Here is a 21,950-nt window from a genome sequence, read left to right as displayed (position 1 = left end):
CGGTCAGAGCGTGTCGTCACGTATCGGCACGAGCCGGTAGGTGACCCAGGAACTGAACGGGAAATGCGGTTTGTCGATCTTGACGCACAGTCTCCGGACCTCCCCGGTGGCGGGCGATACGACGGGCAGCTCCGGCCGCGCCGCGACGGGGTCGGGTGGATCGGTGGTCCACATGCGTTCGAAGTCCGGATGTGCGCTACAGCGGTCGACGAGCTCGGTGACAGCGGTCTCCGGCACCGAGATCGGACCCATGACGCGCAGTCCGTAAGCGAAGCCGTGCGCCAGCCGCTCCCAGGTCGGCAGGATCTCGCTCGCCTGCGGTGCGGTGAACAGCCAGGTGAGCAGATTCGCTGTGGTCCCCATCCCCGGAAACGTCTCGGCCCACGTGGAATTGGCGCCGAGCACATCGCCCTCGGGCAGGGTGAGGTAGGCCGCCGGATACGGCAGATCCTCCAGGTCCGCGAGGGCGTCGGCATCGGGTCGGCTCGGTGACGGCCCCAGAATGCGGGTGAGTGTCCCCGGATACAGGGCGGCGATGATCCGCTCCCGATAGAGGTAGGCGATGGCGAGCGCGTCGAACAGTGCCCCCACGAACTCCAGACTCGGAACCAGCCGTCCCGCCTCGACCTTCTCGATCGAGGATTTCGACCACCCGGTCGTCGCCGCCAGCTGCGCCTGCGTCATCCCCAGCGCCTTCCGCCGGGTCCGCACGAACTCGGCCAACCGCCCTCTGGACATCGAACTTCCACTCTCCTGTAGGCCAACTCACAGCGTCCCCGACCCGAAGTCGCACCCGTACTGCGACTCCGGTGCGTTGACACCACCGCCACCGGAAACCAGGCTCTATCCGGAGCTCGATCGAGCCCGCGCACCGGGGGTCGGTGCCCTGGAGGGGAGCGCACCGACCCCCGTCCGAGCAACCCGAACCACCACCCGGAAACGCGAAAACCCCCACAGCCATTGGCAGCGGGGGTCTTTCACTGCGCGCCCGGAGAGACTCGAACTCCCAACCTTCTGATCCGTAGTCAGATGCTCTATCCGTTGAGCTACGGGCGCAGGACTATTCATTTGTGACGCCCGGCGAACCGGGCTTGGCGGAGGCGAGAGGATTTGAACCTCCGGTCCCCGTGAAGGGACAACTCATTAGCAGTGAGTCCCATTCGGCCGCTCTGGCACGCCTCCTGGACGCCTTCTTGCGAGGCCGCCGGTCCTTTCGAACCGCCGGGGACAAAGGTTACACAGCAGCCGACCAAGACGCAAAACGGCTGGTCAGAGGAATGAAATGGGGGTCAGCGGAGGTGGCTGTCGAACCAGTCGAAGATTCGGGTCTGGGCGTCGATGACCGCATCGTCGTCGAAGGCGTCGCGATCGAAGCCGGGATGGTCGGGGCGGTGGCGCAGGCCGGGGTAGCTGACCACCAGGGTGGCGACGGCGGCGCGGGCGGCGGCGTCGCGCAGCTGTTCCACATGGTGGGGCGGGGTGACGGGGTCGTCCTCGCCGTACAGGCCGAGCCAGGGGGCCTTCAGTTTCGGTGCGGCGTGGACCAGGGCGTCGGCCTGCGGTGTCAGCGGGCTGTCGATACCGGGCGCGGCGATGCTCACGGCCGCGCCGATGGGTCGGCTGGTCGCCACCAGCAGGGCCGCGGTTCCGGCGGAGTCGAAGCCGAGCACGCCGACACAGTCGCGGAAGACGCCGTGTCCGATCAGCCAGTCGAAGCAGGCGTCGAAGTCGGCGAACAGGTCGTCGCCGAAGACCTTGTCGGCCTGCGCGCCATTGGTGCGGTGGAACAGGTCCGGGGCCAGCACCGTCCAGCCGTCGTCAGCCAGGGACCGCATCATGTCCAGCAATGGATCGGTGAACTCACGTGATTCGTGCAGCACCACGATGCCGCCCCGGGCGTGACCATCCGGTTCGATCACGGTGACGGGGACCCTCGTGGTGTCGTGGACGGGGGCCAGATCTCGGTAAACGCCCGACATAAAGCCAGGGTAGTGAAGCTAGGTAAAGTTCCGGATAAATCCTGGGCCGACATAGGGTGGAGGCGTGAGCGCGCACATTCGTCCGGACCTCGACGCCATCCCCGCGTACGTCGCGGGCCGCAGCCTGCCCGGTGTGGTGAAACTGGCCAGCAACGAGACCACCTTCCCGCCGCTGCCGTCGGTGGCCAAGGCCATCGCCGAGGCCGCCGAACAGGTCAACCGGTACCCGGATATCACCGCCACCGAACTGCGCACCGCCATCGCCGAATTCCACGGCGTCGGCATCGAGAACGTCGCGGTCGGCTGCGGCAGTGTGGCGCTGTGCCAGGAGATCATCCAGATCACCTGCGGCGAGCACACCGACGAGGTGGTGTTCGCGTGGCGTTCCTTCGAGGCGTACCCGATCGTCACCCGCATCGCCGGGGCGCGCGCCGTCCAGGTGCCGCTGGACCACGGCTACGCGCACGATCTCGACGCTCTCGCCGCGGCCGTCACCCCGAACACCCGGGCCGTGTTCGTGTGCAACCCCAACAACCCGACCGGGACCGCGCACGGCCGCGCCGCCGTCGAACGCTTCCTCGACGCCATCCCGGACACCGTGCTGGTGGTCCTGGACGAGGCGTACTACGAATACCTGCGCTTCCCGGCCGATCAGCATCCCGACGGTGTCGAACTCGGCCGCACCCGCCCGAATGTGCTTGTGCTGCGCACCTTCTCGAAGGCGTACGGGCTCGCGGGCCTGCGCGTCGGCTACGCCGTGGGCGATCCGGCCGTGGTCACCGCGCTCATGAAGGTGCGGGTTCCGTTCAGCGTCAACCGGCTCGCCCAGGCCGCCGCCATCGCCTCACTGGACGCCCGCCACGAACTCCTGGAGCGCACCGACGCCGTGATCGCCGAACGCGAGCGCATGCGCACGGCCCTGGCAGCGGCGGGCTACCGGGTGGCCGACAGCCACGCCAACTTCCTCTGGCTCCCCCTCGGCGACCGCAGCGCCGAATACGGTGAGGCCAGCGCCGCGGCGGGCGTCCTGGTCCGCCCCTACGGCATCGACGGCGTCCGCGTCACCGCCGGTGACCCACACGAGAACGACCTGTTCCTCGCCTTCGCCACCCACGCCGATACCGTCGCCCGCTTCCTGAGCTGACGCCGCCGCGGTGAAGTATCACGAGTGCTGAGCGGTTGTCCCGCACCTGATGCGGTGCGGGACAACGGCGTTCACTTCCAGGCGGTCAGATCGGGCAGATCGCCGTTCAGGTCCGAGCCGTCCGAGCGGCCGATCAGCCAGGTGGCGAGAGCCGTTGCGGTACCGGTGATTTCGGTGACGGCGGTGGAGCCGACGGTGGCGGTGTAGCCGGTATCGGTCGCGGTGATGGTGAAACCGGGCGCGTCGGGGGCGGCGGTGCGGGCGCGGTCGGCGAGTGCCTCGGTGAGCAGGCGGGTGGTGAACGGGGTGGGCCAGTCGGCGGGGGAGTAGGCCACCGCCAGATCCACATGGTGGATCTCCACCTCGAGCAGGCGCATCCACACGATGCGGGTGGCCGGGATCTCCGTGCCCTGGCGGTTGCGGACGGAGGTGGCCCAGCGGTCCTCGGGCAGCACTCGGGCCAGGTCCAGCCAGCGGTCGGAGGCGGCCCGCAGATCGTCGAGCTGTTCGCGCAGCGGACGCGGCGCACCGGCCTCGATATCGGCGTCGCGCAGGTACGCGCTGGCGTACTGCGGGGTCTCGATGCCGGTGCGGGCCCACAGCAGCAGGTTGACCAAACTGTCCGCATTGCGGGACAGATGGGACAGCACATGGCCGCGGGTCCAGCCGGGCAGGAGCGAGGGTTCCACCAGATCGGCGTCGCGCAGGTCGGCGACGGTGGTGAGCAGGCGCTCGGTCGCGGTGGCGACAGTGTCGAGCTGCGTGGGGATCGCGGTGAATTCCGGTGCGTCGCTGGTCACATCACCCGACCATACCCACGGGCGGGGTGGCGCGCCGGTTCGCCGCCGCGACCTGCGCGCCCAGCGCCAGCAGCCACAGCGACATCGCCCCCACCTGCACGCGCTGCGCGATCCCGAGCCCGTGATCGCCGGGCAGATTGTCCGCGATCAGCAGCCACGCCGTGGCCACCGAACCGATCACCAGAATCCACAGCCCCGCATGCCGCACGATCGGCCACTGCCGATACCGGAACGCCGCCACCGTGAACGCCAGCATGGCGATGAAGATCGAGAACACCGCCAGCGTGCTGGTCAGCGCATGGACCTGATGCAACTGCGGAAACAGCGGACTCTCTCCGGCCGGCACCTCGGCCGCCGGATCCAACGGTGCCTGCGCATCGGCGATGGTGGCCGCCCCGAAACACCCCAGGGCGACCCAGCCGACGGTGGTGTACCCGCGCCGCGGGAACAACAGCAGCCCGCCGCCCGCGGCGACCACCAGCATGGCCCCGGTCAGCGTGTCCGCCGTGGTGAAGACACCGCGAAACGGCGCACCCCGCTCGGCGAGCTGGCTGAGAAACGAGGTGAACGGATCGACCCCCACCGGCAACACGAACTCCAGCACCCACGCCGAGTAACTGCACCCCGCCAACCCGATGACCACCGCGAGCCCCCACCGCAGCACCCGCCGGAGACGCGATTCCGACGCTTGTCGGCCCATACCCGCGGCCACGTCGCCCGCGTTCTCACCCCGCTCATTCTCGGGAGGCGTCATCGCCACTCGCTTTCGCCGCCGCACCGCCCTTCGTCACGCGCACCGCCGCCGCACGGACGGCCCGGCACATCACGCACTCCAGACCGCCCAGGCGGTTTCCTCATTCTCGCCCATCCAGCCGCCCTCGCCGACGCGCCGCGCGGGCTCACCGCATCCCATCGGCAAGCGCCACCCGCTCCAGCGTGGGCCAGGTTGCGGCCTGCCGGCTTGCCACCCAGCACATCGCAGTCTGTTGTCGCGGCAGAAGTCGTTCGCCGCTCGATCCGGTGTCCGCTGCGTTCGACTCGGTTCGGTGGTGCACCCTGCGGGCACAACTCGCTGGTCCGCACCCGACCCACGCGAGCGCGCCTTCACTCCGTGCGCCCCAACGCCTTCCACACCAGATCAGCCGCGCTCTCGGCTCGCTCGTGCTCCCACACCCGAACGACCGTCCACCCCGCCTCCCGCAACCGCGCGTCGGTATCGCGGTCGCGCGCCACATTGCCCGCCAGCTTCTCGGCCCACCATTCGGCATTGTTCTTGGGAAAGGTGGCGTGCTCGGGACAGCTGTGCCAGAAGCAGCCGTCCACGTACACCGCCACCCTGCGGCGCGGGAACACGATGTCGGCCCGCCGCCGCAGCCCCCGCACCGGAGCCCGATCCACGAAGAACCGCGCCCCCCGCCGATGCAGTTCCCGCCGCAGCGCGACCTCCGGCGCGGTCCCCACGCGCCGCTGCCGCGCCATCCGCGCACTCGTAGCCGCATCCGTCCGCGGCCGTCCCGTCGCCCGCGCTCCCTCGCTCATCCCACCTCCCGGCTCGACCCCCCATCCTCCCGCCCGGAGCGCACCGCCCACCACTCGGCGACGGGGAACTGGTGGCGGCATCGCCCGGGAGGGCTCCGCCACCAATTCCCCCTCGGCGCTACGCCGCCTCGCTGGGGCGGCCGCCCATGCGGTCGAGGTGATTTTCGACGTCGTCGATGAAGCCGGGTGGGAAGCGGAGGGAGCCCATGCGGGTGCGGCGGAGGAAGCCGGCGGTGGCGCGGGCGGACAGGAGGCTGGAGTCGTCGAGGAACCAGCGCAGGTCCTCGTAGGGCGCGTGCACCGGCCAGGTGGAGACCGGGACGCGGTGCACGGTGCCCGCGTGGCCCCAGGCGGCGGTGGGCCAGCGCTGGCCGGGCAGCAGGGGTTCGCCGGGGATGGCGTCGGTGGCGGGGGCGGACAGGCAGGCGCCCACCCAGGAGGCCATGCGCACCGCCACGGCATTGCCGACGAGTTTCCAGCGGTGGCCTTTGCGCACGGTGGGCACCGACAGCGCGGGGGCGGTCCAGTCGCGGTCGAAACCCTGGAGGCGTTCGGCGTCGGTGATGCCCGGGGTGACGATCTCTCCGGAGGGCAGCCGCACCGCGGGCGGGCTCGCGATGCCCAGGGCGGAGCCGCCCTTCAAGGTCGGCACGGCGTTGACGGCCCAGCCCAGCCCGCGGGTGCCCTCGGTCCAGTAGAAGCCGCACGGATCGTGATCGGCGGAGCCGACCACCCGCTCACCGGCGTCGGTCCCGAACAGCACCGGCCGGGGATCCTCGGTGCGCGAGGCCAGCATGAGCACCCGCTCACGCCGCTGCGGCAGTCCGAACGCCCGCGCGTCCACCACCCGGTACGCCCACAGGTAGCCGAGTTCCTCCAGTGCGGTGGTGATGTGCCGCATGGCCGCCCCGCCGCCCAGTTGCAGCATGAACGGCACATTCTCGATGAGCAGCCAGCGCGGTCCGCGTTTGCGCCGCACCAGCCGGAACACCTCGTCCACCAAACCCGAACGGGAGCCGGTGATTCCGGCGGTGCGCCCGGCCTGCGACAGATCCTGGCACGGGAATCCGGCGGCCACCAGCTCGGTTCCGGCGGGCAGCGCGCGCAGCCGGGTGACATCGGAATGCACGGGCACATCCGGGAAGTGCGCGCTCAGCACCGCCTGCGCGCCCTGGTCGATCTCGCACAGCAGTTCACTGCGCCAACCGTGCGCGGCGAGCCCGAGTTCCAGTCCGCCGATACCGGCGAACAGGCCCACCATCCGCGCCACAGCTGTCCTTTCACCCCGAGTACCGATATGTCGTCAGAACGTTACTCGAGTCGCGGCGAACCGGCGGTGATCCACACCGCGCCCGCCACCCGCCCGGCCCCCGCGCTCGACAACACGCCGACGGAATTCCATCACCCCGCACGGCCTGTCGCGCATGTCGCCTCGGCGAACACGAAATGCGGCGTGCGCCGCCACCGCTCCCGGCGAGCGGCCGGTGGTCGCGCATTTCCGGACACGCCGTGGCGAACTCGCTGAACGCTGCCGTGTGTTCGCCGGGCGAGCGGGGGGTGGACGTACGGTAGATGCGTGACGACGGACAGCAACGGCGAGGAAATCCGGGCCGGGGGCACCCGGTGGCCCGCGATCCTCACCTGGCGGGCGCACAACGGGTCCCGGATGGAGTCGGTGCGGGTGGTGCTGAACGGCAACCGGATTCGCGCGGCGGGCCGCATCATCGCCGGTGCGACCGAGGAGAGCGAGGCGTTCAGCGCGTCCTACGACCTCGTCACCGACGAGAACGGGGTGACCAAGCGCCTCTCCCTGCGCAGCACGGTCGCGGCGGGGGAGCGGCACGCCTCCATCGCCCGCGACGAGGAGAACTACTGGCTCATCGACGCGGGCGCCACGCACGTGCGCTCCACTTTCGGCGGCGCGCTCGATGTCGACATGGTGCTGAGCCCGTTCTTCAATACGCTGCCGATTCGCCGCCACGGCCTGGCGCACACCTCCGAGGACATCCAGGTCCCGGTGGTCTATGTGCGGCTGCCGGACCTGCTGGTGCAGGAGGCCAGTCTCACCTACAGCTCCGGCCCGGACGGCATCCACGTGCTGTCCCCGGTCTCCAGCGCCACGGTCACCGTCGACGCCGACGGCTTCCTGCTCGACTACCCGGGGCTGGCCGAGCGCATCTAGGGCTACTCCAGGGCTTCGATGACGCCGCCGCGGCGTCCGGCCTCGGCCAGCTTCGCCAGCCAGTCGTGGTCGCCGGGCCGAATGCCCTCGATCGCCCACCGCCGGAAGGTGTCGTAGTCGTTGCGCGCGTCGTGTCCGGCCTCGGTGAGCTGGGCCAGGGAGTCGGTGTCGCGCAGGCTGTCCCGGGCGGCGGCGAGCACCCGCAGGGTGTCGTCGAGCACCTCGAGCAGCGCGTCGGCATTGGGTTCGCAGATGGCGCGGACCAGGGCGGGCGCGGTGGCGGCCACCCGGGTGCCGTCGCGGAAGGACCCGGCGGCCAGTCCGAGTGCCAGCGCGCCGCCGCCCGCACCCTGGATGGCGAGGGCTTCGGCCAGCACATGCGGCAGGTGAGAGATGCGGGCGACGGCGCTGTCGTGTTCGGCGGAGAGCACCGGCACCACTACGGCCCCGCAGCCCAGCGCCAGCCGCGCCACCCGGGTCCACGGGTCGGCGTGTACGCCCGGATCGACGCTGATCGCCCAGGCCGCGCCCTTGAACAGGTCGGGTGTGGATGCGGCCCAGCCGGACTCGCTGGTCCCGGCCATGGGATGCCCGCCGACGAAGTGTGCGCCCAGTTCGTGCCGGTGCACGGCATCCAGGACGGGCTTCTTCACACTGATCACGTCGGTGAGCGGACACGCCGGGGCGAAACTGCGCACATCCGAGAGCACGGTGTCGAGGGCGGGCTGCGGCACGCCGATCACGATCAGCGCGTCGCGGTCCGCGGCCCGGCCCAGTACCGCCCCGATGTCGGCGCTCACGTCGAAGCCGTCGGCGCGCGCGGCCCGCACACCCGGCTCCGACCGGTTGAATCCCCACGCCTCGTACCCCGCGGCGACGGCGGCACGCAGCACCGAACCGCCGATCAAGCCCGTCCCGAGGACGCAGACAGCTGGTTTCCGATCGCCCGTCATGGCACCAGATTCGCATACGACTTCAACATTTCCCCCGAAGCGGACTACCGTTGCGCCCATGGCAGCACAGCGCTCGAGCACGAATAGGGCGACGTCGGACGATTACGACGACGTGGAAGGGTTCGCAGTGGCGGTTGTCCGCGAAGAGGCCACCTGGAAGGTCACGCCGTTGACTCAGGCGGCACTCTCCAGTTTGACCGAGGCCGAGCGGGAATTGCGCGAGTTGCGCAGTTCCGGCGCGGTATTCGGTCTGCTCGACGTAGACGACGAATTCTTCATCGTCCTGCGTCCAGCGCCGACCGGCAGCCGTCTGCTGCTGTCGGACGCCACCGCCGCCATCGACTACGACATCGCCGCCGAGGTGTTGGAGGCGCTGAATGTCGAGATCCCGGATATCGATCCGGACGAACTCGACGACATCGAGCCGTGGGAGGAGGGCGACCTCGGCGTGCTGGCCGACCTCGGACTGCCGGAGCCGGTGCTGAGCGTCATCCTCGCCGAAACCGACCTCTACCCCGACGAGCAACTCGGCATGATCGCCCAGCGCCTGGGTTTCGCCAACGAGTTCTCGGCGGTCCTGGACAAGCTCCCCCGCTGAATGAGCGCGGCCGGATCTCGCGGTGCCGCCGAGCGGGCCGATGAGACGCTGATCCGCGCGGCGATCGCGGCCGCCGCGGCCGCGGACCCGCGCGACGTCCCGGTGGGCGCGGTGGTCTTCGACGCCGCGGGCCGCGAGCTGGCGCGTGCCGCCAACGCCCGCGAGGCCCTCGGCGACCCCACCGCGCACGCCGAGGTCCTGGCCCTGCGCCGGGCCGCCGCGGTGCACGGCGACGGCTGGCGGCTGGAGGGTTGCACCCTCGCGGTCACCCTGGAGCCCTGCACCATGTGCGCGGGCGCGCTCACCCTCGCCCGCATCGGCCGCCTGGTCTTCGGCGCCTGGGAACCCAAAACCGGTGCGGTCGGCTCCCTGTGGGACGTCGTCCGTGACCGACGTCTCAATCATCGCCCCGAGGTCCGCGGCGGTGTCCTCGAATCCGATTGCGCCGCACTGCTCGACACCTTCTTCCACGCCCAGCGCCCCTGAGGAGGCGATTTCGGTTTCCGCGGGGTCGTCCGGTAAAGTCACCAGCGGTGGCGTGTCCGAGCGGCCTAAGGAGCACGCCTCGAAAGCGTGTGAGGGGTAACCCCCCTCCGAGGGTTCAAATCCCTCCGCCACCGCCAGAGCCCTTGGCCTGCTAACGCAGGTCAGGGGCTTTTTCAATCCCCCGCTAGGTCGCTGAGACCCGATTTCCTAACGATTTCCCAACTCAGGCCGCGTATGCGTCGTGCATGAGCTTGGCGGCCTTGTCGAGATCGGAGTCGAACAGGTCGGCGTACACACGCAAGGTGACGGCCGGGTCCTTGTGCCCGAGCATCCGCGCCAGGGCGAGTACGTTGACGCCCGCGCTGACGGCCAAGCTCGCGCAGGTGTGCCGAAGGTCGTGCGGTGTGATCTCCTGGACCTTCGCCCGGTTGACTGCGCCGGTGAACCACCCGTCTGCCGACTTCGGGCGCGGCAAGAACTTCTCCGGGGCGTCCGGATGAGGGAACACGAGCGCATCACGCGCTCTGCCTGAGCACACCACCGACAGCTCATCGAGCACGAACTTCGGCACGGGCACGGACCGAACGGCCTTGCCCTTCGTCTCGCCCACCGCATGGTCTACGCCCAGTTGCACGGCGTTGTCCGCGACGGTCAGGCGACGACGCAGGAACTCGATATCTTGGACTCGTAGCGCTATCGCCTCACCCCAGCGCAGCCCGCAGTAGGCCAGCACCAGGACGAGAACACGGTGCCGCTTGGATTCCTTCGCGAGTTTCGCCACGTCAGCGCTCGTCAGGTAGATATGGCGTTTGCGGGTCTTCCGGGGAAGGTTTTCGACACCGCGAACGGGATTGGTCCGTAGGCGCTTCTCCTTCACTGCGGAGTCGAGTACTCCGGCGAGCACGCCGTATGCGCGGATTACGACGGTTGGGCTGCATCCACGCTCGACCATTTCGGCAATCCAGGTCTCGACAGTGCCGACATTCAGTTTGGCCTGATCGCCGATTTGCACTGTGCCCCAACGGGTTTTGACGTGCACTCGCCACGACGATTCAAGTGTTCGGTAGTTCGACGGCGCTGTATCGGCCTTCTTTCGGCGTAGCCACCCGGCCGAGGCTGGGTCGCCGTCAGGGCCTGCCGCGAGTTCGGCGATTGTGATGCGCCCTAGCGCCGGATTGACATATTCGCCGGTAGATTTCTGAACCTCGAGGTTGTGCTGGAACGCCTTCGCGTCCCGCAAGGTGGAGAACGGCTTACTCGGGCCGGGGTGGGGCTTACCGGGTGCTCGGTGCATGACGACGTACCGGCGACCCTTGGTCTTCGTGTCGTACCAGAAGATTCCGGGATGCTTGGTCTTGTTGTACTTCGGTCGGGCCGTGCTCGTTCCGCTCACCTACGCCTGCGCCTTCTGGTCGTCTGAAATAGCCTGTCGCAGTTCGTGTTTCATGTCACGTGACACTCGTCCTCGCTTTTGTGCATTGGCGTCGTCGCCTGCGCGCCGGTCACGCTCCTGGGTGAAGGTCCCCTTCCAGAGTCGAGCCGACTCATAGGCCAACCGCAGAGTGCTGATTCCGAGATCGCGGGCGACCCGATCCTCTGTCGGCCCGGACTCCTTGAGGGCGGTCTGAATGTCCAGGGTGTCAGGGTCGTCAGGACGTGTCGGGAGTTCCTTCCATGCGGCATGGGACTTCTTGAATGCTGCTATGGTCTGCTGCTTTCCGCCCCGCAGGTGGCCGACCTTCAAGCCGATCGGCTGGCCGCCGAGTGCTTCGAGCACCAAGTCTGCGCGCACCGCCGGGAAGTCGTCGTTCAGTTTGACGAACCCCTCAGCCTCGAAGAGTTCCGTCAGCGCCACCGGACGCCCAAGCAGGCCGCCGAACGCGAAGGTCAGCGCCAGCAAGGTTGGAACCGTAGGGCTGATCCGTCCGGCCTCGAGATCGGTCACGCGTCCGGTGTTCCACCGCAATCCGACCTGCTTGGCGCACTTGGCAAGCGCCTCGGTGTTGTGGTCCGCGCGAAGCCGCTTCGCGTTGTGTCCGACGATCTCCGCCAGCGTTGGCGACCCGTCGTCTTTGTCATCTGCTGTCATGTCGCGTCACGCTACTCGGAAAATCGAGCCTTGACAACGGGGCATTTGTACTGCTGTCCTGTCATTACTCGAAATGTCGAGCGTTGATGGAGGATGGATGAGCAAGACATCGCGTCGTTCGCCGCTGGCGACGCCGAAGGAAGTCGCCGAGTTCCGCCGGAGTACCGAGGCGGCCCTGGCTCAAGAGCGGTTCCGGGGCACCGGGCCGCGTTTTCGGAAGCTGAATCGTCGCGTGTTCTACGACTGGGATGATGTTTACGCCTGGGTCGATGCGAACGCGAAGCAGCGCACCGACGATCGGCCAGGCGCGGCGTGACCACTCTTGACGAACTGCGTGCACAGGTTGGCTGGTGGCAGTACCGAGACCACGCGCTCGCCTACGCCCGCGCTGGTCTGCCGGTGCTGCCGCTGATCGAGCAGGGCAAGGCTCCGGCGACCGCCCACGGTAAGGATGACGCCACCACCGACCCCGCACAGGTCGCTGCATGGTGGCCGCAGGGGTCATGCCGCAACATCGGCGTGCGACCTCCTGTCGGCGTCGTTGTGCTCGACGTAGACCCGCGCAGCGGTGGAACTCTGGAATCCCTTGGGGCACTGCCAGATACGTGGATCGCTGAAACGGGCGGCGGTGGCTGGCACTGCTGGTTTCGCCATTCGGGCAGAGTGCGTGGAAAGGTGGCTGGCCTGGCCGGTGTCGATATCAAGAGCAACTCCGGGTATCTGGTGATGCCGCCGAGTCAGCACCCCAACGGGGGGCATTACCAGTGGTTGACCGCGCATCCGATCGCGCCCCTGCCCGTCCACCTGGTCGACGCCGTGGCGGTGTCCGCGCCGACCCCGAGATGTCCGCCGACTGGCGCGGCGAGGGCCACCGATTCGGCGGGATTACTCGCCACTGTCGCCGGTGCTGGCGAGGGCAACAGGAACTCCGCGCTGTTCTGGGCGGCGTGCCGGGTGTTCGAGCAGTACGGCACCGACGCCGCGCGGCTCGCCCAGTTGGTCGACGCCGCCCGGTCGGCGGGGCTGTCCGATATCGAGATCGAGCGCACCCTACGGTCTGCGGAACGGAGGTGCGCGTGAGCGTCGACTATTCGTACGTCATGCGCGGTGTGAACTCCGCCGGGGACCGCTCTCAGGACCCGAGCGAGGGTAGTGGTCCCCGGTCCGCTGCCCCTAGGGTCGGGGACCAGGGACCACGGGCGAGTACTCGCGTTGACCAGGGAAAACCAGTGCTTTCGACGGTTCGTGATGGGGCAGTGGTCCCGGACCACTCCGAACCGATCGGTCCTCGTGGTCCCGGACCGGTCTCGGACCACGAGGACCATGCGCACACAGTGAACTACGGGCAGTACTACGACGTTGCCGCGATGCTCGCCGGGACGCTGCCCGAGCCACCGAGACCCAACTACGGCACCCGCACCGATGGGCGCGCGCTGTTCTACGCCGGTGAGGTCAATACGTTGTTCGGCGATCCCGAATCGGGAAAGACCTGGGTTGCGCTGTCGGCGGCGCGGGAGATCCTCGGCGAGCACGGAGACGGGCGGGTGCTGGTAGTCGACATGGACCACAACGGCCCTGTTGCGACGGTTTCTCGACTGTTGGCCCTGGGCGCCTCGACGGTGGCACTCGGTAATCGTGAACGGTTTCTCTACGTCGAGCCGGACAGTCGTTTGCACCTGTCGGCGATCGTCGCCGACATGGTGGTGTGGTCGCCGAACGTCGTTGTCGTCGATTCACTCGGGGAGCTGCTGCCGCTGTTCGGGTCGTCGTCGAACTCAGCCGACGAGTACACGCACGTGAATTCCGCTGTGCTCAAACCGTTGAGCAAGACCGGCGCGGCGGTGCTGGTGATCGACCATCTGGCCAAGGGTGACGCTTCGCGCAAGCTCGGGCAGAGCGGCACGACTGCCAAGCGCCGCGCCATCGGCGGCGTGGCTCTGCGGGTGACGGTGCAACACGCGTTCGCGCCGGGCTCGGGCGGATCGGCCTGGCTCACCGTGAACAAGGACCGTCACGGCGGCGTACGTCAGCACTGCCCACCTGGTCGCGAGCCCGTCGCAGGTCGATTCGAACTTAAACCCAGCAGTATCCAGGGGTTGCTCGAGCCGATCATTCACGAGCCCCAATCCGCCGATCGGGCACCGAGTTTCACGATTGGTGGCGAGCCACTGGACAGCCTGGCCGCCGACGTAGCCGAACTCGACAAGCTCGACCCGCCGCCGCAATCCAAGCGCGATGTCCAGGACCGCATGAGCTGGGGCGGTACCCGCGCCAGTCGAGCACTTGGGGCATGGCGACAGGCGCAGGGATGAACGCACGCCGGGGTAGGGGTCGCCATCGCTGGCCCCTACCTGACGGACCACGCGGCGGTAGTGGTTTTCCTCCGCGATCAACTCGAGACACAAGGGGGTACGCCCGACCGGAAATAGTTCCGGAACCCGATCGCACAGCAGGACAGCTGACCGTCCGGTGTCCGCTGTCCTCATCGCAAGTTTCGCAACCCCCATACCTCACAGCAGGAGGACTGTCGAATGATGGACATGGCCGACGCAATTCGGCCGATTGATCAGGCCCGCGCGGCGCGCGTGCTGCTCGGTGTGCTCGATGACGATATCGACATGGTCAACCGCGCGCTGCGGGAGGCGAACGACGAGCAGGCGGTACACCTGATGATCGCCTCATTGGCCCGCACAGCAACCGAATTGACCATCTGCATCATGGGCGAGGATAACGCGCGGGCAGTGGCTCAGCGGAGCGTTCTGGATGCACAACTGGCCGAGGGTGGTTCGCGTGAGTGAGCCGCTCGAGAGCGACACGAACGAACCGCCACCGCCCCGGCGGGTGCTGCTGCGCCGTGGTGGCCGAGGGTGGCCGCCCGAGCCGGACCAGTGGGCAACCGTGGGCGCGGACACAGCCGATCAATGGGACGAACGGGTTTGGCGGGCAAGGCCGTAGACTGTATTTGCCCCTCCTGGGCGTGTGTGTGGCGAGTGGCAATCCGTCCGTCACCCGGGTTCGGTCTGATCAACCGAGCGCCGGACTGACCAGCGGTACGGCTCGCCGCCCCGCCCCGTGGTGGGTAAGACTTGGACAAGGCCATCGGTACACGGGTCCGTCCCCTAGGTCGCGCTGATCACGCGGCGCTCGGTGTGGCCAGCCCAATCCGCCCGTCTGCCAAGCGATTCTGATACTCGCTATGCCTCACCCTGCCCGAATGCGCTGGCGCACAGGTGAGGCTGCACACGGAGGAACAAACCCCGATGATGACCAAGACCAAGCTCGCCGAGCTACAGAAGGCCGCTATTGCTGCGACCGACACCGCCCGCCGGATCGCCGAGGGCGCTGGACCCGACCATGCGGCCTGGGATGCCAAAGCCCGCGACGAATACGACTCGGAGATGACGAAGGCGCGCGGACTGCTCGAGCAGATCAAGACCGGCAAGCGCGACCTCGAAATCATGGACACCGCCAAGGGCCTGGCCGCCGACATCGGATCGCCGACCCGCACCGGTGACCACCGCAGCGGCAGCGCCGGGCATATCGCGCTGACCGGTACGTCGGTCAAGGCGATGGCGCACCGGATCGCCGAGCGCATGACGCCCGCCGACGACATGGGCCGCAAGGCCCTGCTGCCCGCTGGGTCGACCGTGACCACCGTGCCGATGCTGGCCGAGTCGCCGATCGCGCTCGGTCGGCCAGCGCTGTCGCTGCTGGACGTGCTCGGCGCTGTCCAGCGTGCCCCCAAGTACACCTACCTGCGGCAGATCACGCGCACCAACAACGCGGCCCCGGTCGCGCAGGGTGAGACCAAACCGACTTCGGTGCTGGGCCTCGAGGAAATCGACGCCGAGCTGCACGTCGTCGCGCACATGTCCGAACCGATCCCGAAGTACTGGCTCGAGGATACGACCGCGCTCGAACAGTTCGTCGCCGATGAACTGCTGTTCGGCCTGCGCCAAGCACTCGAGGCTCAGGTGATCACCGGTGACGGCCTAGGCGAGAACCTGACCGGCATGGCGAACGTGTCCGGTATCCAAACCCATGCGTTCGCCACCGATCTGCTGACCACCATGCGCGGCGCGATCACGAAGTTGGAGACTGTCGGGCATGAGGCGGGGGTATTCGTGCTCGCGCCGGCCGACTGGGAGAAGCTCGAACTCGCCCGCACCGACACCGCTGGTCAACTCGAGCTCGGCGGGCCGGTTGACCGCGCGGCCCGCAAGCTGTGGAGCGTGCCGGTCGTGCTGTCCCTCGGGTTGCCTGCCTCCACGGCGCTGCTGCTGGACCTCACCGCGGTCGATCTGTCCACCGACAGCGCGGGCGTGGAAACGAAGTGGTCGGAGAATGTGAGTGACGACTTCTCCAAGAACCAGCTCCGAGCGCGTGTGGAAGGCCGATTCGAGGTCGACGTACGTCAGCCACTCGGTGTGGTGAAGATCGCCACCGCAGCGGCGTAGCCCGCTCAGTCGGGTGTCCCCGCCCGGAAAATCAGGGACCCGGGGGTACTTGACTCGACGGTGGTCAGGGAATCTTTTTGTACGGGGCCGAGAACTGGCCGCACTGCCGCCGACGGGCCAGACCAGGGGCCGAATGCCGTATCAGGCCGTCGGTGGCTCGTCCTCGTCCTCGATGCGCTGTCGGATCGCCTCCACGGTCCGGTCCTTCGGAATTCGCTCGGGCCACCACACCACGGCCACCAGCACCGCCGAGGGCAGGCCGAACACAATGATCCATCCGAGCACGATCCATCCGCCACTCATCGAATCTCACTGTCCCGCACCGAGATCGGCTCAACGTCGATGACCTCGACGGCCACCGCAGCTATCGCCGACATGGCATCGGCGTGCAGCTCCGCATATTCGTCGAGACTGACCGGCCACCCGTCCGGACCGACCATCGACCATGTACCGTCCGCGTGCTGGAGATAGCGCGGTCCGTCGTCATCCGGTGCCAGCCGCAGCTTCCGAGCGTCTTCGCCATCGTCGCGCCGTGCGGGGACTCCCATCGCCCGCCCCTTCCCGCCGTCCGGTTGGTACGCACCCGCCGCCGGGGACCAACGGGGCACAGTGTCAACCCGGCGGCGGGGCTCGCACCGAGCCTCCCGTACGGGCGGGATGCGGCAAGAGTGGCAGGAAGGGTGGCAATATCGGGCGCACTCGCGGCCCGTCGCGCCGGACGAAACAGCGCTAGTGGCATCCGGGGTGGCATCCCTCGAGCAAGGGGCGCGCGGCGAGGGTGGATAGTGGCAGTCTTGGTGGCATGTCGGCCGACACGGGAACACTGATCAGGCAGTTGCGTGTTGCTAAAGGTTGGAGCCAGGGGAGGCTCGCCAGCGAGCTGTCCAAGGCGTCCGGATGCAACATGACCCGCGAGTACATCTCGCGACACTGGGAGTCGGGCAAGACCGAGCCGTCGCCGTTCTGGCTGGGACATCTCGCGACAGTGCTGGACTGCCCGCCGGAAGTGTTGGAGGCCGACGTGAATCGCCGCGAATTCCTATCTCATCTCGCCGCGACCTCGATAGCGCCTGTCGTCGCATCGGACCTTCTGTCCCAAGGGTTTACGACGAGACTGCACGATTCCGGTCCCAGCGTGGAGGCGTGGGAGGCGAAGCTTTCCCAGTACGGCACCGACTACATGCGCCAAGGCGCTGCGCAGATTCAGCAGCGGCTCGCCGCTGACCTGGTCGTGCTACAGCAGCAATTGGACTCGCCGCGCATGTGGGCTGTCGCGGCACGGCTTATGACCCTGTTCGCTAAGACGTACCCGGGCAGCGACGGGAACAAGGCGATCTCGTGGTACCGAATGGCTTCGGAAGCGGCCGACCGATCCGACGACACCGACCTTCGGGTCTGGGTGCGTGGCCGGGCCGCAATCGCGCTCGGCTACGAAGGTGCATCACTGCCCGTTGCCCATCGGTTCGCCGACCAGGCTCTAGCAATCAGCGATCGGCATAGCCTCGGACGCCTGAATGCCCTCTGGGGTAAGGCGCACGCGGCGTCCCTCCAAGGCGACATACGGACCGCACACGAATTGATCGACACGGGCCGCCGTGAATTCGACGTGTCCTACAGCGAAGAGCAGACCAGCGACTACGCCGTGCCCTGGTGGCGTGTGAATGTCTTCCTTTCCCTACTGGCTGCCCGCATCGGTGACGAACGGCTTGCCGTCAAGGCGCAGGACGACGCTCGCGCCGAACTTCCCCGAGAGCTGCCGAGATTCGCAACTCACCTCGACATGCACAAGGGGCTCATGCTGGTACGCGCCGGAGACCGAGACCAAGGTGTCAAGCTCGCCCGCGCCGCGCTCGACGCCCTACCGCCCGAGAAGCACTCACTGACCCTCCGAATGCTGATGGACGAAATCACAGGTGCGCGCTGAACAACCGTCATAAGGGCTTGACCTGCGGGAACCTTGCCACTCATTCCTAACGATTTCCCAACAACGGCCGCAAATCGGCGGTGGTCTCGCGTGAAACACAGTGATGTGATTTTGCAGCTCAGACAGCATTTCTGCCCCTGACCTGGGGTGGCGGATAGGGTTCAAATCCCTCCGCCACCGCTCCCGCCCCTCACCTGCTCGCGCAGGTGAGGGGCTTTTTGCTGTCACCGGATGAGCAGCTTCGCCACCGTTTCCGGGTGGTACACGAATCCCGCGTGGCTGGTATCGAGGCTGTCCACCTCGAAGTGATTCCCGGGCGTCGCCGCGTCCGCTTCCGCGATGAGCCGGTCCTGCATGTCGATGGGCAGGGACCGGTCCCGGATCAGCCGCACGTATTGCCGACGGACCTGCCCGCCGAGGTCGGGGTGCAGGCGGGCGTCGCCCATCATCGCGGCCAGGGATTCGTCGGGTTGCAGGGCGTTGAGGAAGGCGAGGAATTCCTGTTCGCTGCGGTCGGCCATCAGTGCGGCGTGCAGGCGTGCGAGTTGGTCTCGGTCGGCGCCGCGGTAGTTGGCGCGTCCTACGCCGAGTTCCATCGCGTCCCCGACGTTCAGGTCGGCGAGTCCGGGTAGCAGGCTCCGCGTGAACTCGGGTTCGGACATGTACTCGATCGGATTCGTCAACGTGGTGCAGGCCCACGCGGAGATGTACACGATCCGGTCCAGCAGATCCGGTACCTGGTTGGCGACGACGCTGATACTCGTGCCGCCGAGGCTCGCGCCGACGAGCACGACCGGGCCGTACTCGTGCACCCGCTCGACCACGGCTCGCACCGCGTCGGCATTGTCCTCGAGGGTGACCGCGGCGAGCGCGGACGGCTCGGTGGCGAGCCGGTCGAGCTGCTGCGGCGCCTGGTAGGCGATCGGGAACTGGGCCTCGAACCCGTGCCCCGGCAGGTCGACGGCGAGACAGCGCTGTCCCCGCAGCGCCAGTTCCCGTTGGATGGGTGTCCACATGGACGAACTGTTTCCCGAGCCGTGGACGAAGACGAAGGTGGGCATGCCAAAGGCAGAATTGCGCATAGGAATTCCTGTCGAGTGCGGTATCGGACTACTCGACGGCACGAACGTGGCGACGCGGGTACGCGGCCACGCTGGCAACCACGACGGGCTGCGGAGTGCGTCGAGTCAGCCGACGCGCAGGCGCATGAATTCGATGAGCACGGGGCGACTGTATCCGATCTTGATAGGCGTCGCCATCCGGAATTGCCTACCGTCCCCCCGATCCGGGGGTGACCAGCCCGGATTCATACGCGAGCACGACCAGTTGCGAGCGGTCGCGCGCCCCGAGCGTGGCCAGCAGGCGGCTCACGTAGGTGCGTGCCGTGGCGGGGCTGATGTGCAGACTCGCGCCGATCTCGCTGTTGCTCTCGCCCATGCCCACCCGGGTGAGCACCTCGCGTTCCCGCTCGGTGAGTCCGGCGACGAGTTCGGGTCGGATCGACCCGATGCCCCGCGCGACGCTGCTCAGAATCCGCCGGGTGATCGACGGGGAGAGCAGCGCGTCACCCGCGGCGAGGGTGCGGATGGCCGACCGCAGTCCGTCGGGGGTGATGTTCTTGAGCAGGAATCCGGCGGCCCCGGCGCGGATGGCTCCGAAAACGTTCTCGTCCTCGTCGAAGGTGGTCAGCACCACCACGCGCACACCGGCCAACTGCGGGTCGGCGACGATTTCGCGGGTGGCGGCGATGCCGTCCAGGATCGGCATCCGGATATCCATGAGCACCACGTCAGGGCGATATACGCGCACGACCGCCACCGCGTCGCGACCGTTCACCGCCTCGGCGACGACCTCGATATCGCCGTCGTGTTCGGCGAGCGCCCGCAAACCGGTGCGGACGAGTTCCTGATCGTCGGCCAGAACTATCCGGATCATTCGGTCACCTCGACGGGTATGCGGGCGTCGACCAGGAATCCGCCCTCCGCGCACGGACCAGCGGTGAGCGAACCGCCGAGCAGCCGTACCCGCTCCCGCATGCCGTCCAGGCCGGAACCGTGTACCGCGCCGGGTACCGTGGCCCGCCCGTTGTCGCCGACCGTGATCCGGAGCAGGCCGTCGCTCAGTTCGGCGGTGACCGTGGCCTCGGTGGCCCGCGCGTGCCGGACCACATTGGTCAACGCCTCCTGAACCAGGCGGTAGGCGGTCGCGTCCACCCGCGCGGGCAACTGTTCGGGGGTGGCGTCGAGTCGGCAGGTCGTCGTCAGCCCGGCCCGTTCGGCGGTGGCCGCCAGATCGGGAACGCCGGACAGCGACACCACACCCGTCTCGGCGTCGTCGCGCAGCAGCCGCACCATGGCGCGCATATCGTCCAAAGACCGGTCGGCGGTGTCCAGTACGTGGCCGATGGCGGTGCGTGCCGCCGCGTCGTCGCGCCCGACGGCCTCGGCGGCGACCCCGGCCTGCAACGAGATCACCGACATGGCGTGGCCGACCGTATCGTGCAGTTCCCGCGACAACCGCACCCGTTCGTTCTGGATTCGCCACTCGGCCCGAGCATTCGACTGCTCCGCGGTCAGCCGCGCGATCTCCGCCTGCTGCGCCGCCCGGGTGCGGCGGGATCGCATGGCGGCCCCGAGCGCGATGGCCACGGCGATCAGGGCCGCGTGCGAGACCCCTTCGTATCCGGCCAGATACGCCGTGGACTCCCCCTGCCCGATCCGGACGGCGAGCGACACCGTGAACACCAGCGCACCCGCCCCCACCGCCACCCATGTCCGGCCCGCGTCGGCGGCCGCGTAGAGCGCGGCGACCATGGGCACCGCCACGCCGATCGGCGGATGGTCCAGGGCGTGATAGGTGAAGGTCGCCGCCGCCGTCGCGACCACCACGACCACCGGCATCCGGCGGCGCAACAGCAGCAGCGCACCGAATCCGACCGCGAAGAGATACGCGCCCACGGACTGCCGCCCGCCGTGCCCGAAAGCGATGATCAGGACGATCACGCCGGTGACGGTGAAACCGAGCAGCGCGTCGCGCGGCCACGGCGCAACCCCGGTCCGCTCCGGACGCTCCGCTTCGGTCACGGTTCGATCCTACGAAGCGCCGCCCGCCGCGCATACGTCCGAAAGCGCCGACCGATATCGCTTCTCGACGTAATACCCAGCGTCGGAACGCGACCCGTATTCGATACCGGCACCGGATGTCGCGCCCCGCCGTGATTCCTAGCGTCGAGGACATGACTACGACCACTCGGCGCAGACGACACCGGCTGCCCGCACTCGCACTCGGCGGCTACGCGGTCATCGCGTCCTTCCTGTTCGCCACGGCGGCATCGGAGACGATGCTGCTCTACCCCAATGTCTTTCGCGATATTCCCGCATCGCTGGAGCTGACCGAGGAATTCATGAGCGCGGTCGCGGTCGGCGACGTCATGCGACCGCTCGGGGCCGCGGTCCTGGTGACCGCGCTCATCGCCGCCGCGGTCGCGGTGCGCTACCGGATCGCGCGGAAATGGCTGGCCGCCTCCCTGACGGCGCTGGTCAGCGGCCAGTTCTTGCTGTCGGTGCTGTACCAGTGGCCGCGGGCCACGGTCCTGTTCGACGAGCGCGGCAGCCACACCCTGGCCGAAATCGAACGCGCGGCAACGGAATTCCAGGTCGGTCAGTACCTGCGCCTCACCGCCGCCGGGTTGTCAGCGCTGTTCGCGATCCTCGCGGCCCTCGAATGCCATCGCACTCGGGTGCTGGCCGCCGCCGAGAGCGCGAAAACAGCTCGCCCCCCATCCGATGGATGAGGGGCG

The 21,950-nt window shown here is 68.2% G+C and carries 25 protein-coding genes and 3 tRNA genes; 12 read left to right on the top strand and 16 right to left on the bottom strand.

Going from position 1 to position 21,950, the window contains the following annotated elements; genetic code table 11:
- Window positions 1-3: 3 nt before the first annotated feature.
- From FOH10_RS30505 to FOH10_RS30490, 4 genes are all read right to left on the bottom strand, one after another.
- Window positions 4-738 carry a helix-turn-helix domain-containing protein gene (locus FOH10_RS30505; protein ID WP_143983259.1) on the bottom strand — a complete coding sequence of 245 codons (735 nt, stop codon included), beginning with the start codon at window positions 736-738 and terminating at the stop codon, window positions 4-6.
- Window positions 739-983: 245 nt separating this feature from the next.
- Window positions 984-1,056: transfer RNA gene (locus FOH10_RS30500), tRNA-Arg, on the bottom strand.
- A gap of 36 nt (window positions 1,057-1,092) precedes the next feature.
- Window positions 1,093-1,182, bottom strand: a tRNA-Ser gene (locus FOH10_RS30495).
- Between the two features lie 107 nt (window positions 1,183-1,289).
- Window positions 1,290-1,979: a dienelactone hydrolase family protein gene (locus tag FOH10_RS30490; protein ID WP_143983258.1), complete on the bottom strand. Its 690-nt coding sequence runs from the start codon at window positions 1,977-1,979 to the stop codon at window positions 1,290-1,292.
- A gap of 64 nt (window positions 1,980-2,043) precedes the next feature.
- Between FOH10_RS30490 and hisC the strand changes: the two genes are divergently transcribed.
- Window positions 2,044-3,123: a histidinol-phosphate transaminase gene (hisC, locus tag FOH10_RS30485; RefSeq protein ID WP_143983257.1), complete on the top strand. Its 1,080-nt coding sequence runs from the start codon at window positions 2,044-2,046 to the stop codon at window positions 3,121-3,123.
- Between the two features lie 71 nt (window positions 3,124-3,194).
- Here the strand turns inward: hisC and FOH10_RS30480 are convergent, their stop codons facing one another.
- The 4 genes from FOH10_RS30480 to FOH10_RS30465 all read right to left on the bottom strand — a co-directional run bounded on the left by FOH10_RS30480 (window position 3,195) and on the right by FOH10_RS30465 (window position 6,723).
- A complete protein-coding gene (locus tag FOH10_RS30480) occupies window positions 3,195-3,923 on the bottom strand; it encodes a maleylpyruvate isomerase family mycothiol-dependent enzyme (RefSeq protein WP_143983256.1) in 729 nt (242 codons plus the stop codon).
- 1 nt (window position 3,924) lies between these two features.
- The gene (locus FOH10_RS30475; protein WP_308212897.1) at window positions 3,925-4,677 is read right to left on the bottom strand and encodes a DUF998 domain-containing protein; all 753 of its coding nucleotides are present in this window, start codon (window positions 4,675-4,677) and stop codon (window positions 3,925-3,927) included.
- Between the two features lie 350 nt (window positions 4,678-5,027).
- Window positions 5,028-5,462, bottom strand: a complete 435-nt coding sequence (locus FOH10_RS30470; RefSeq protein ID WP_143983255.1) for a very short patch repair endonuclease — start codon at window positions 5,460-5,462, stop codon at window positions 5,028-5,030.
- A 118-nt stretch (window positions 5,463-5,580) separates the two neighbouring features.
- Window positions 5,581-6,723, bottom strand: coding sequence for a DNA cytosine methyltransferase (locus FOH10_RS30465; protein WP_143984414.1), 1,143 nt, complete (start codon window positions 6,721-6,723; stop codon window positions 5,581-5,583).
- A gap of 405 nt (window positions 6,724-7,128) precedes the next feature.
- Here FOH10_RS30465 and FOH10_RS30460 point away from each other — a divergent pair, with 405 nt between their 5' ends.
- Window positions 7,129-7,644, top strand: a complete 516-nt coding sequence (locus FOH10_RS30460) for a putative glycolipid-binding domain-containing protein (protein WP_051036660.1) — start codon at window positions 7,129-7,131, stop codon at window positions 7,642-7,644.
- A 2-nt stretch (window positions 7,645-7,646) separates the two neighbouring features.
- Here the strand turns inward: FOH10_RS30460 and FOH10_RS30455 are convergent, their stop codons facing one another.
- Window positions 7,647-8,597 carry a prephenate dehydrogenase gene (locus FOH10_RS30455; protein WP_143983254.1) on the bottom strand — a complete coding sequence of 317 codons (951 nt, stop codon included), beginning with the start codon at window positions 8,595-8,597 and terminating at the stop codon, window positions 7,647-7,649.
- A gap of 58 nt (window positions 8,598-8,655) precedes the next feature.
- Here FOH10_RS30455 and FOH10_RS30450 point away from each other — a divergent pair, with 58 nt between their 5' ends.
- The 3 genes from FOH10_RS30450 (at window position 8,656) to FOH10_RS30440 (ending at window position 9,818) form a co-directional block, all read left to right on the top strand.
- Window positions 8,656-9,195, top strand: a complete 540-nt coding sequence (locus tag FOH10_RS30450; protein ID WP_029932879.1) for a tRNA adenosine deaminase-associated protein — start codon at window positions 8,656-8,658, stop codon at window positions 9,193-9,195.
- The gene (locus tag FOH10_RS30445; protein ID WP_051036661.1) at window positions 9,196-9,681 is read left to right on the top strand and encodes a nucleoside deaminase; all 486 of its coding nucleotides are present in this window, start codon (window positions 9,196-9,198) and stop codon (window positions 9,679-9,681) included.
- Window positions 9,682-9,727: 46 nt separating this feature from the next.
- Window positions 9,728-9,818, top strand: a tRNA-Ser gene (locus tag FOH10_RS30440).
- 86 nt (window positions 9,819-9,904) lie between these two features.
- On the opposite strand, the gene FOH10_RS30435 is transcribed toward FOH10_RS30440, so the two are convergent.
- Together FOH10_RS30435 and FOH10_RS30430 are read right to left on the bottom strand one after the other, a co-directional pair.
- Window positions 9,905-10,975: a tyrosine-type recombinase/integrase gene (locus FOH10_RS30435; RefSeq protein WP_143984412.1), complete on the bottom strand. Its 1,071-nt coding sequence runs from the start codon at window positions 10,973-10,975 to the stop codon at window positions 9,905-9,907.
- Between the two features lie 99 nt (window positions 10,976-11,074).
- Entirely contained in the window at window positions 11,075-11,770 is a 696-nt protein-coding gene (locus FOH10_RS30430; RefSeq protein WP_143983253.1) for a hypothetical protein, read from the bottom strand.
- Window positions 11,771-11,867: 97 nt separating this feature from the next.
- Between FOH10_RS30430 and FOH10_RS30425 the strand changes: the two genes are divergently transcribed.
- The 5 genes from FOH10_RS30425 to FOH10_RS30405 all read left to right on the top strand — a co-directional run bounded on the left by FOH10_RS30425 (window position 11,868) and on the right by FOH10_RS30405 (window position 16,227).
- Entirely contained in the window at window positions 11,868-12,086 is a 219-nt protein-coding gene (locus FOH10_RS30425) for a DNA-binding protein (RefSeq protein WP_143983252.1), read from the top strand.
- On the top strand, window positions 12,083-12,850 hold the full coding sequence (locus FOH10_RS30420; protein ID WP_143983251.1) for a bifunctional DNA primase/polymerase: 768 nt from the start codon (window positions 12,083-12,085) through the stop codon (window positions 12,848-12,850). The genes FOH10_RS30425 and FOH10_RS30420 overlap by 4 nt, the downstream gene beginning before the upstream one ends.
- Window positions 12,851-13,104: 254 nt before the next feature.
- The gene (locus tag FOH10_RS30415) at window positions 13,105-14,082 is read left to right on the top strand and encodes an AAA family ATPase (RefSeq protein WP_186000629.1); all 978 of its coding nucleotides are present in this window, start codon (window positions 13,105-13,107) and stop codon (window positions 14,080-14,082) included.
- 219 nt (window positions 14,083-14,301) lie between these two features.
- Window positions 14,302-14,568, top strand: a complete 267-nt coding sequence (locus FOH10_RS30410; RefSeq protein ID WP_143983249.1) for a hypothetical protein — start codon at window positions 14,302-14,304, stop codon at window positions 14,566-14,568.
- 462 nt (window positions 14,569-15,030) lie between these two features.
- The gene (locus FOH10_RS30405; protein WP_143983248.1) at window positions 15,031-16,227 is read left to right on the top strand and encodes a phage major capsid protein; all 1,197 of its coding nucleotides are present in this window, start codon (window positions 15,031-15,033) and stop codon (window positions 16,225-16,227) included.
- A gap of 141 nt (window positions 16,228-16,368) precedes the next feature.
- Here FOH10_RS30405 and FOH10_RS35075 read toward each other — a convergent pair whose 3' ends face one another.
- Together FOH10_RS35075 and FOH10_RS30400 are read right to left on the bottom strand one after the other, a co-directional pair.
- Entirely contained in the window at window positions 16,369-16,530 is a 162-nt protein-coding gene (locus FOH10_RS35075) for a hypothetical protein (protein WP_186000628.1), read from the bottom strand.
- Entirely contained in the window at window positions 16,527-16,775 is a 249-nt protein-coding gene (locus FOH10_RS30400; RefSeq protein ID WP_143983247.1) for a hypothetical protein, read from the bottom strand. The genes FOH10_RS35075 and FOH10_RS30400 overlap by 4 nt, the downstream gene beginning before the upstream one ends.
- Window positions 16,776-17,029: 254 nt before the next feature.
- Between FOH10_RS30400 and FOH10_RS30395 the strand changes: the two genes are divergently transcribed.
- On the top strand, window positions 17,030-18,151 hold the full coding sequence (locus FOH10_RS30395) for a helix-turn-helix domain-containing protein (protein ID WP_143983246.1): 1,122 nt from the start codon (window positions 17,030-17,032) through the stop codon (window positions 18,149-18,151).
- A gap of 224 nt (window positions 18,152-18,375) precedes the next feature.
- Here FOH10_RS30395 and FOH10_RS30390 read toward each other — a convergent pair whose 3' ends face one another.
- The 3 genes from FOH10_RS30390 to FOH10_RS30380 form a co-directional block, all read right to left on the bottom strand.
- On the bottom strand, window positions 18,376-19,167 hold the full coding sequence (locus FOH10_RS30390) for an alpha/beta fold hydrolase (protein ID WP_221937897.1): 792 nt from the start codon (window positions 19,165-19,167) through the stop codon (window positions 18,376-18,378).
- A gap of 253 nt (window positions 19,168-19,420) precedes the next feature.
- Window positions 19,421-20,086, bottom strand: coding sequence for a response regulator transcription factor (locus tag FOH10_RS30385; RefSeq protein WP_143983245.1), 666 nt, complete (start codon window positions 20,084-20,086; stop codon window positions 19,421-19,423).
- Window positions 20,083-21,234, bottom strand: coding sequence for a sensor histidine kinase (locus FOH10_RS30380; RefSeq protein ID WP_143983244.1), 1,152 nt, complete (start codon window positions 21,232-21,234; stop codon window positions 20,083-20,085). Before FOH10_RS30380 ends, FOH10_RS30385 begins: the two co-directional genes overlap by 4 nt.
- A 152-nt stretch (window positions 21,235-21,386) precedes the next feature.
- Between FOH10_RS30380 and FOH10_RS30375 the strand changes: the two genes are divergently transcribed.
- A complete protein-coding gene (locus FOH10_RS30375) occupies window positions 21,387-21,944 on the top strand; it encodes a hypothetical protein (protein WP_143983243.1) in 558 nt (185 codons plus the stop codon).
- Window positions 21,945-21,950: the final 6 nt, after the last annotated feature.

Origin of the sequence: Nocardia otitidiscaviarum (assembly GCF_007362295.1) — a bacterium.
In the GTDB taxonomy this organism is placed as follows: domain Bacteria; phylum Actinomycetota; class Actinomycetes; order Mycobacteriales; family Mycobacteriaceae; genus Nocardia; species Nocardia otitidiscaviarum.
The sequence above is the reverse complement of the archived record's forward strand: the minus strand, read 5'-3'. Positions and strand labels throughout refer to the sequence as shown.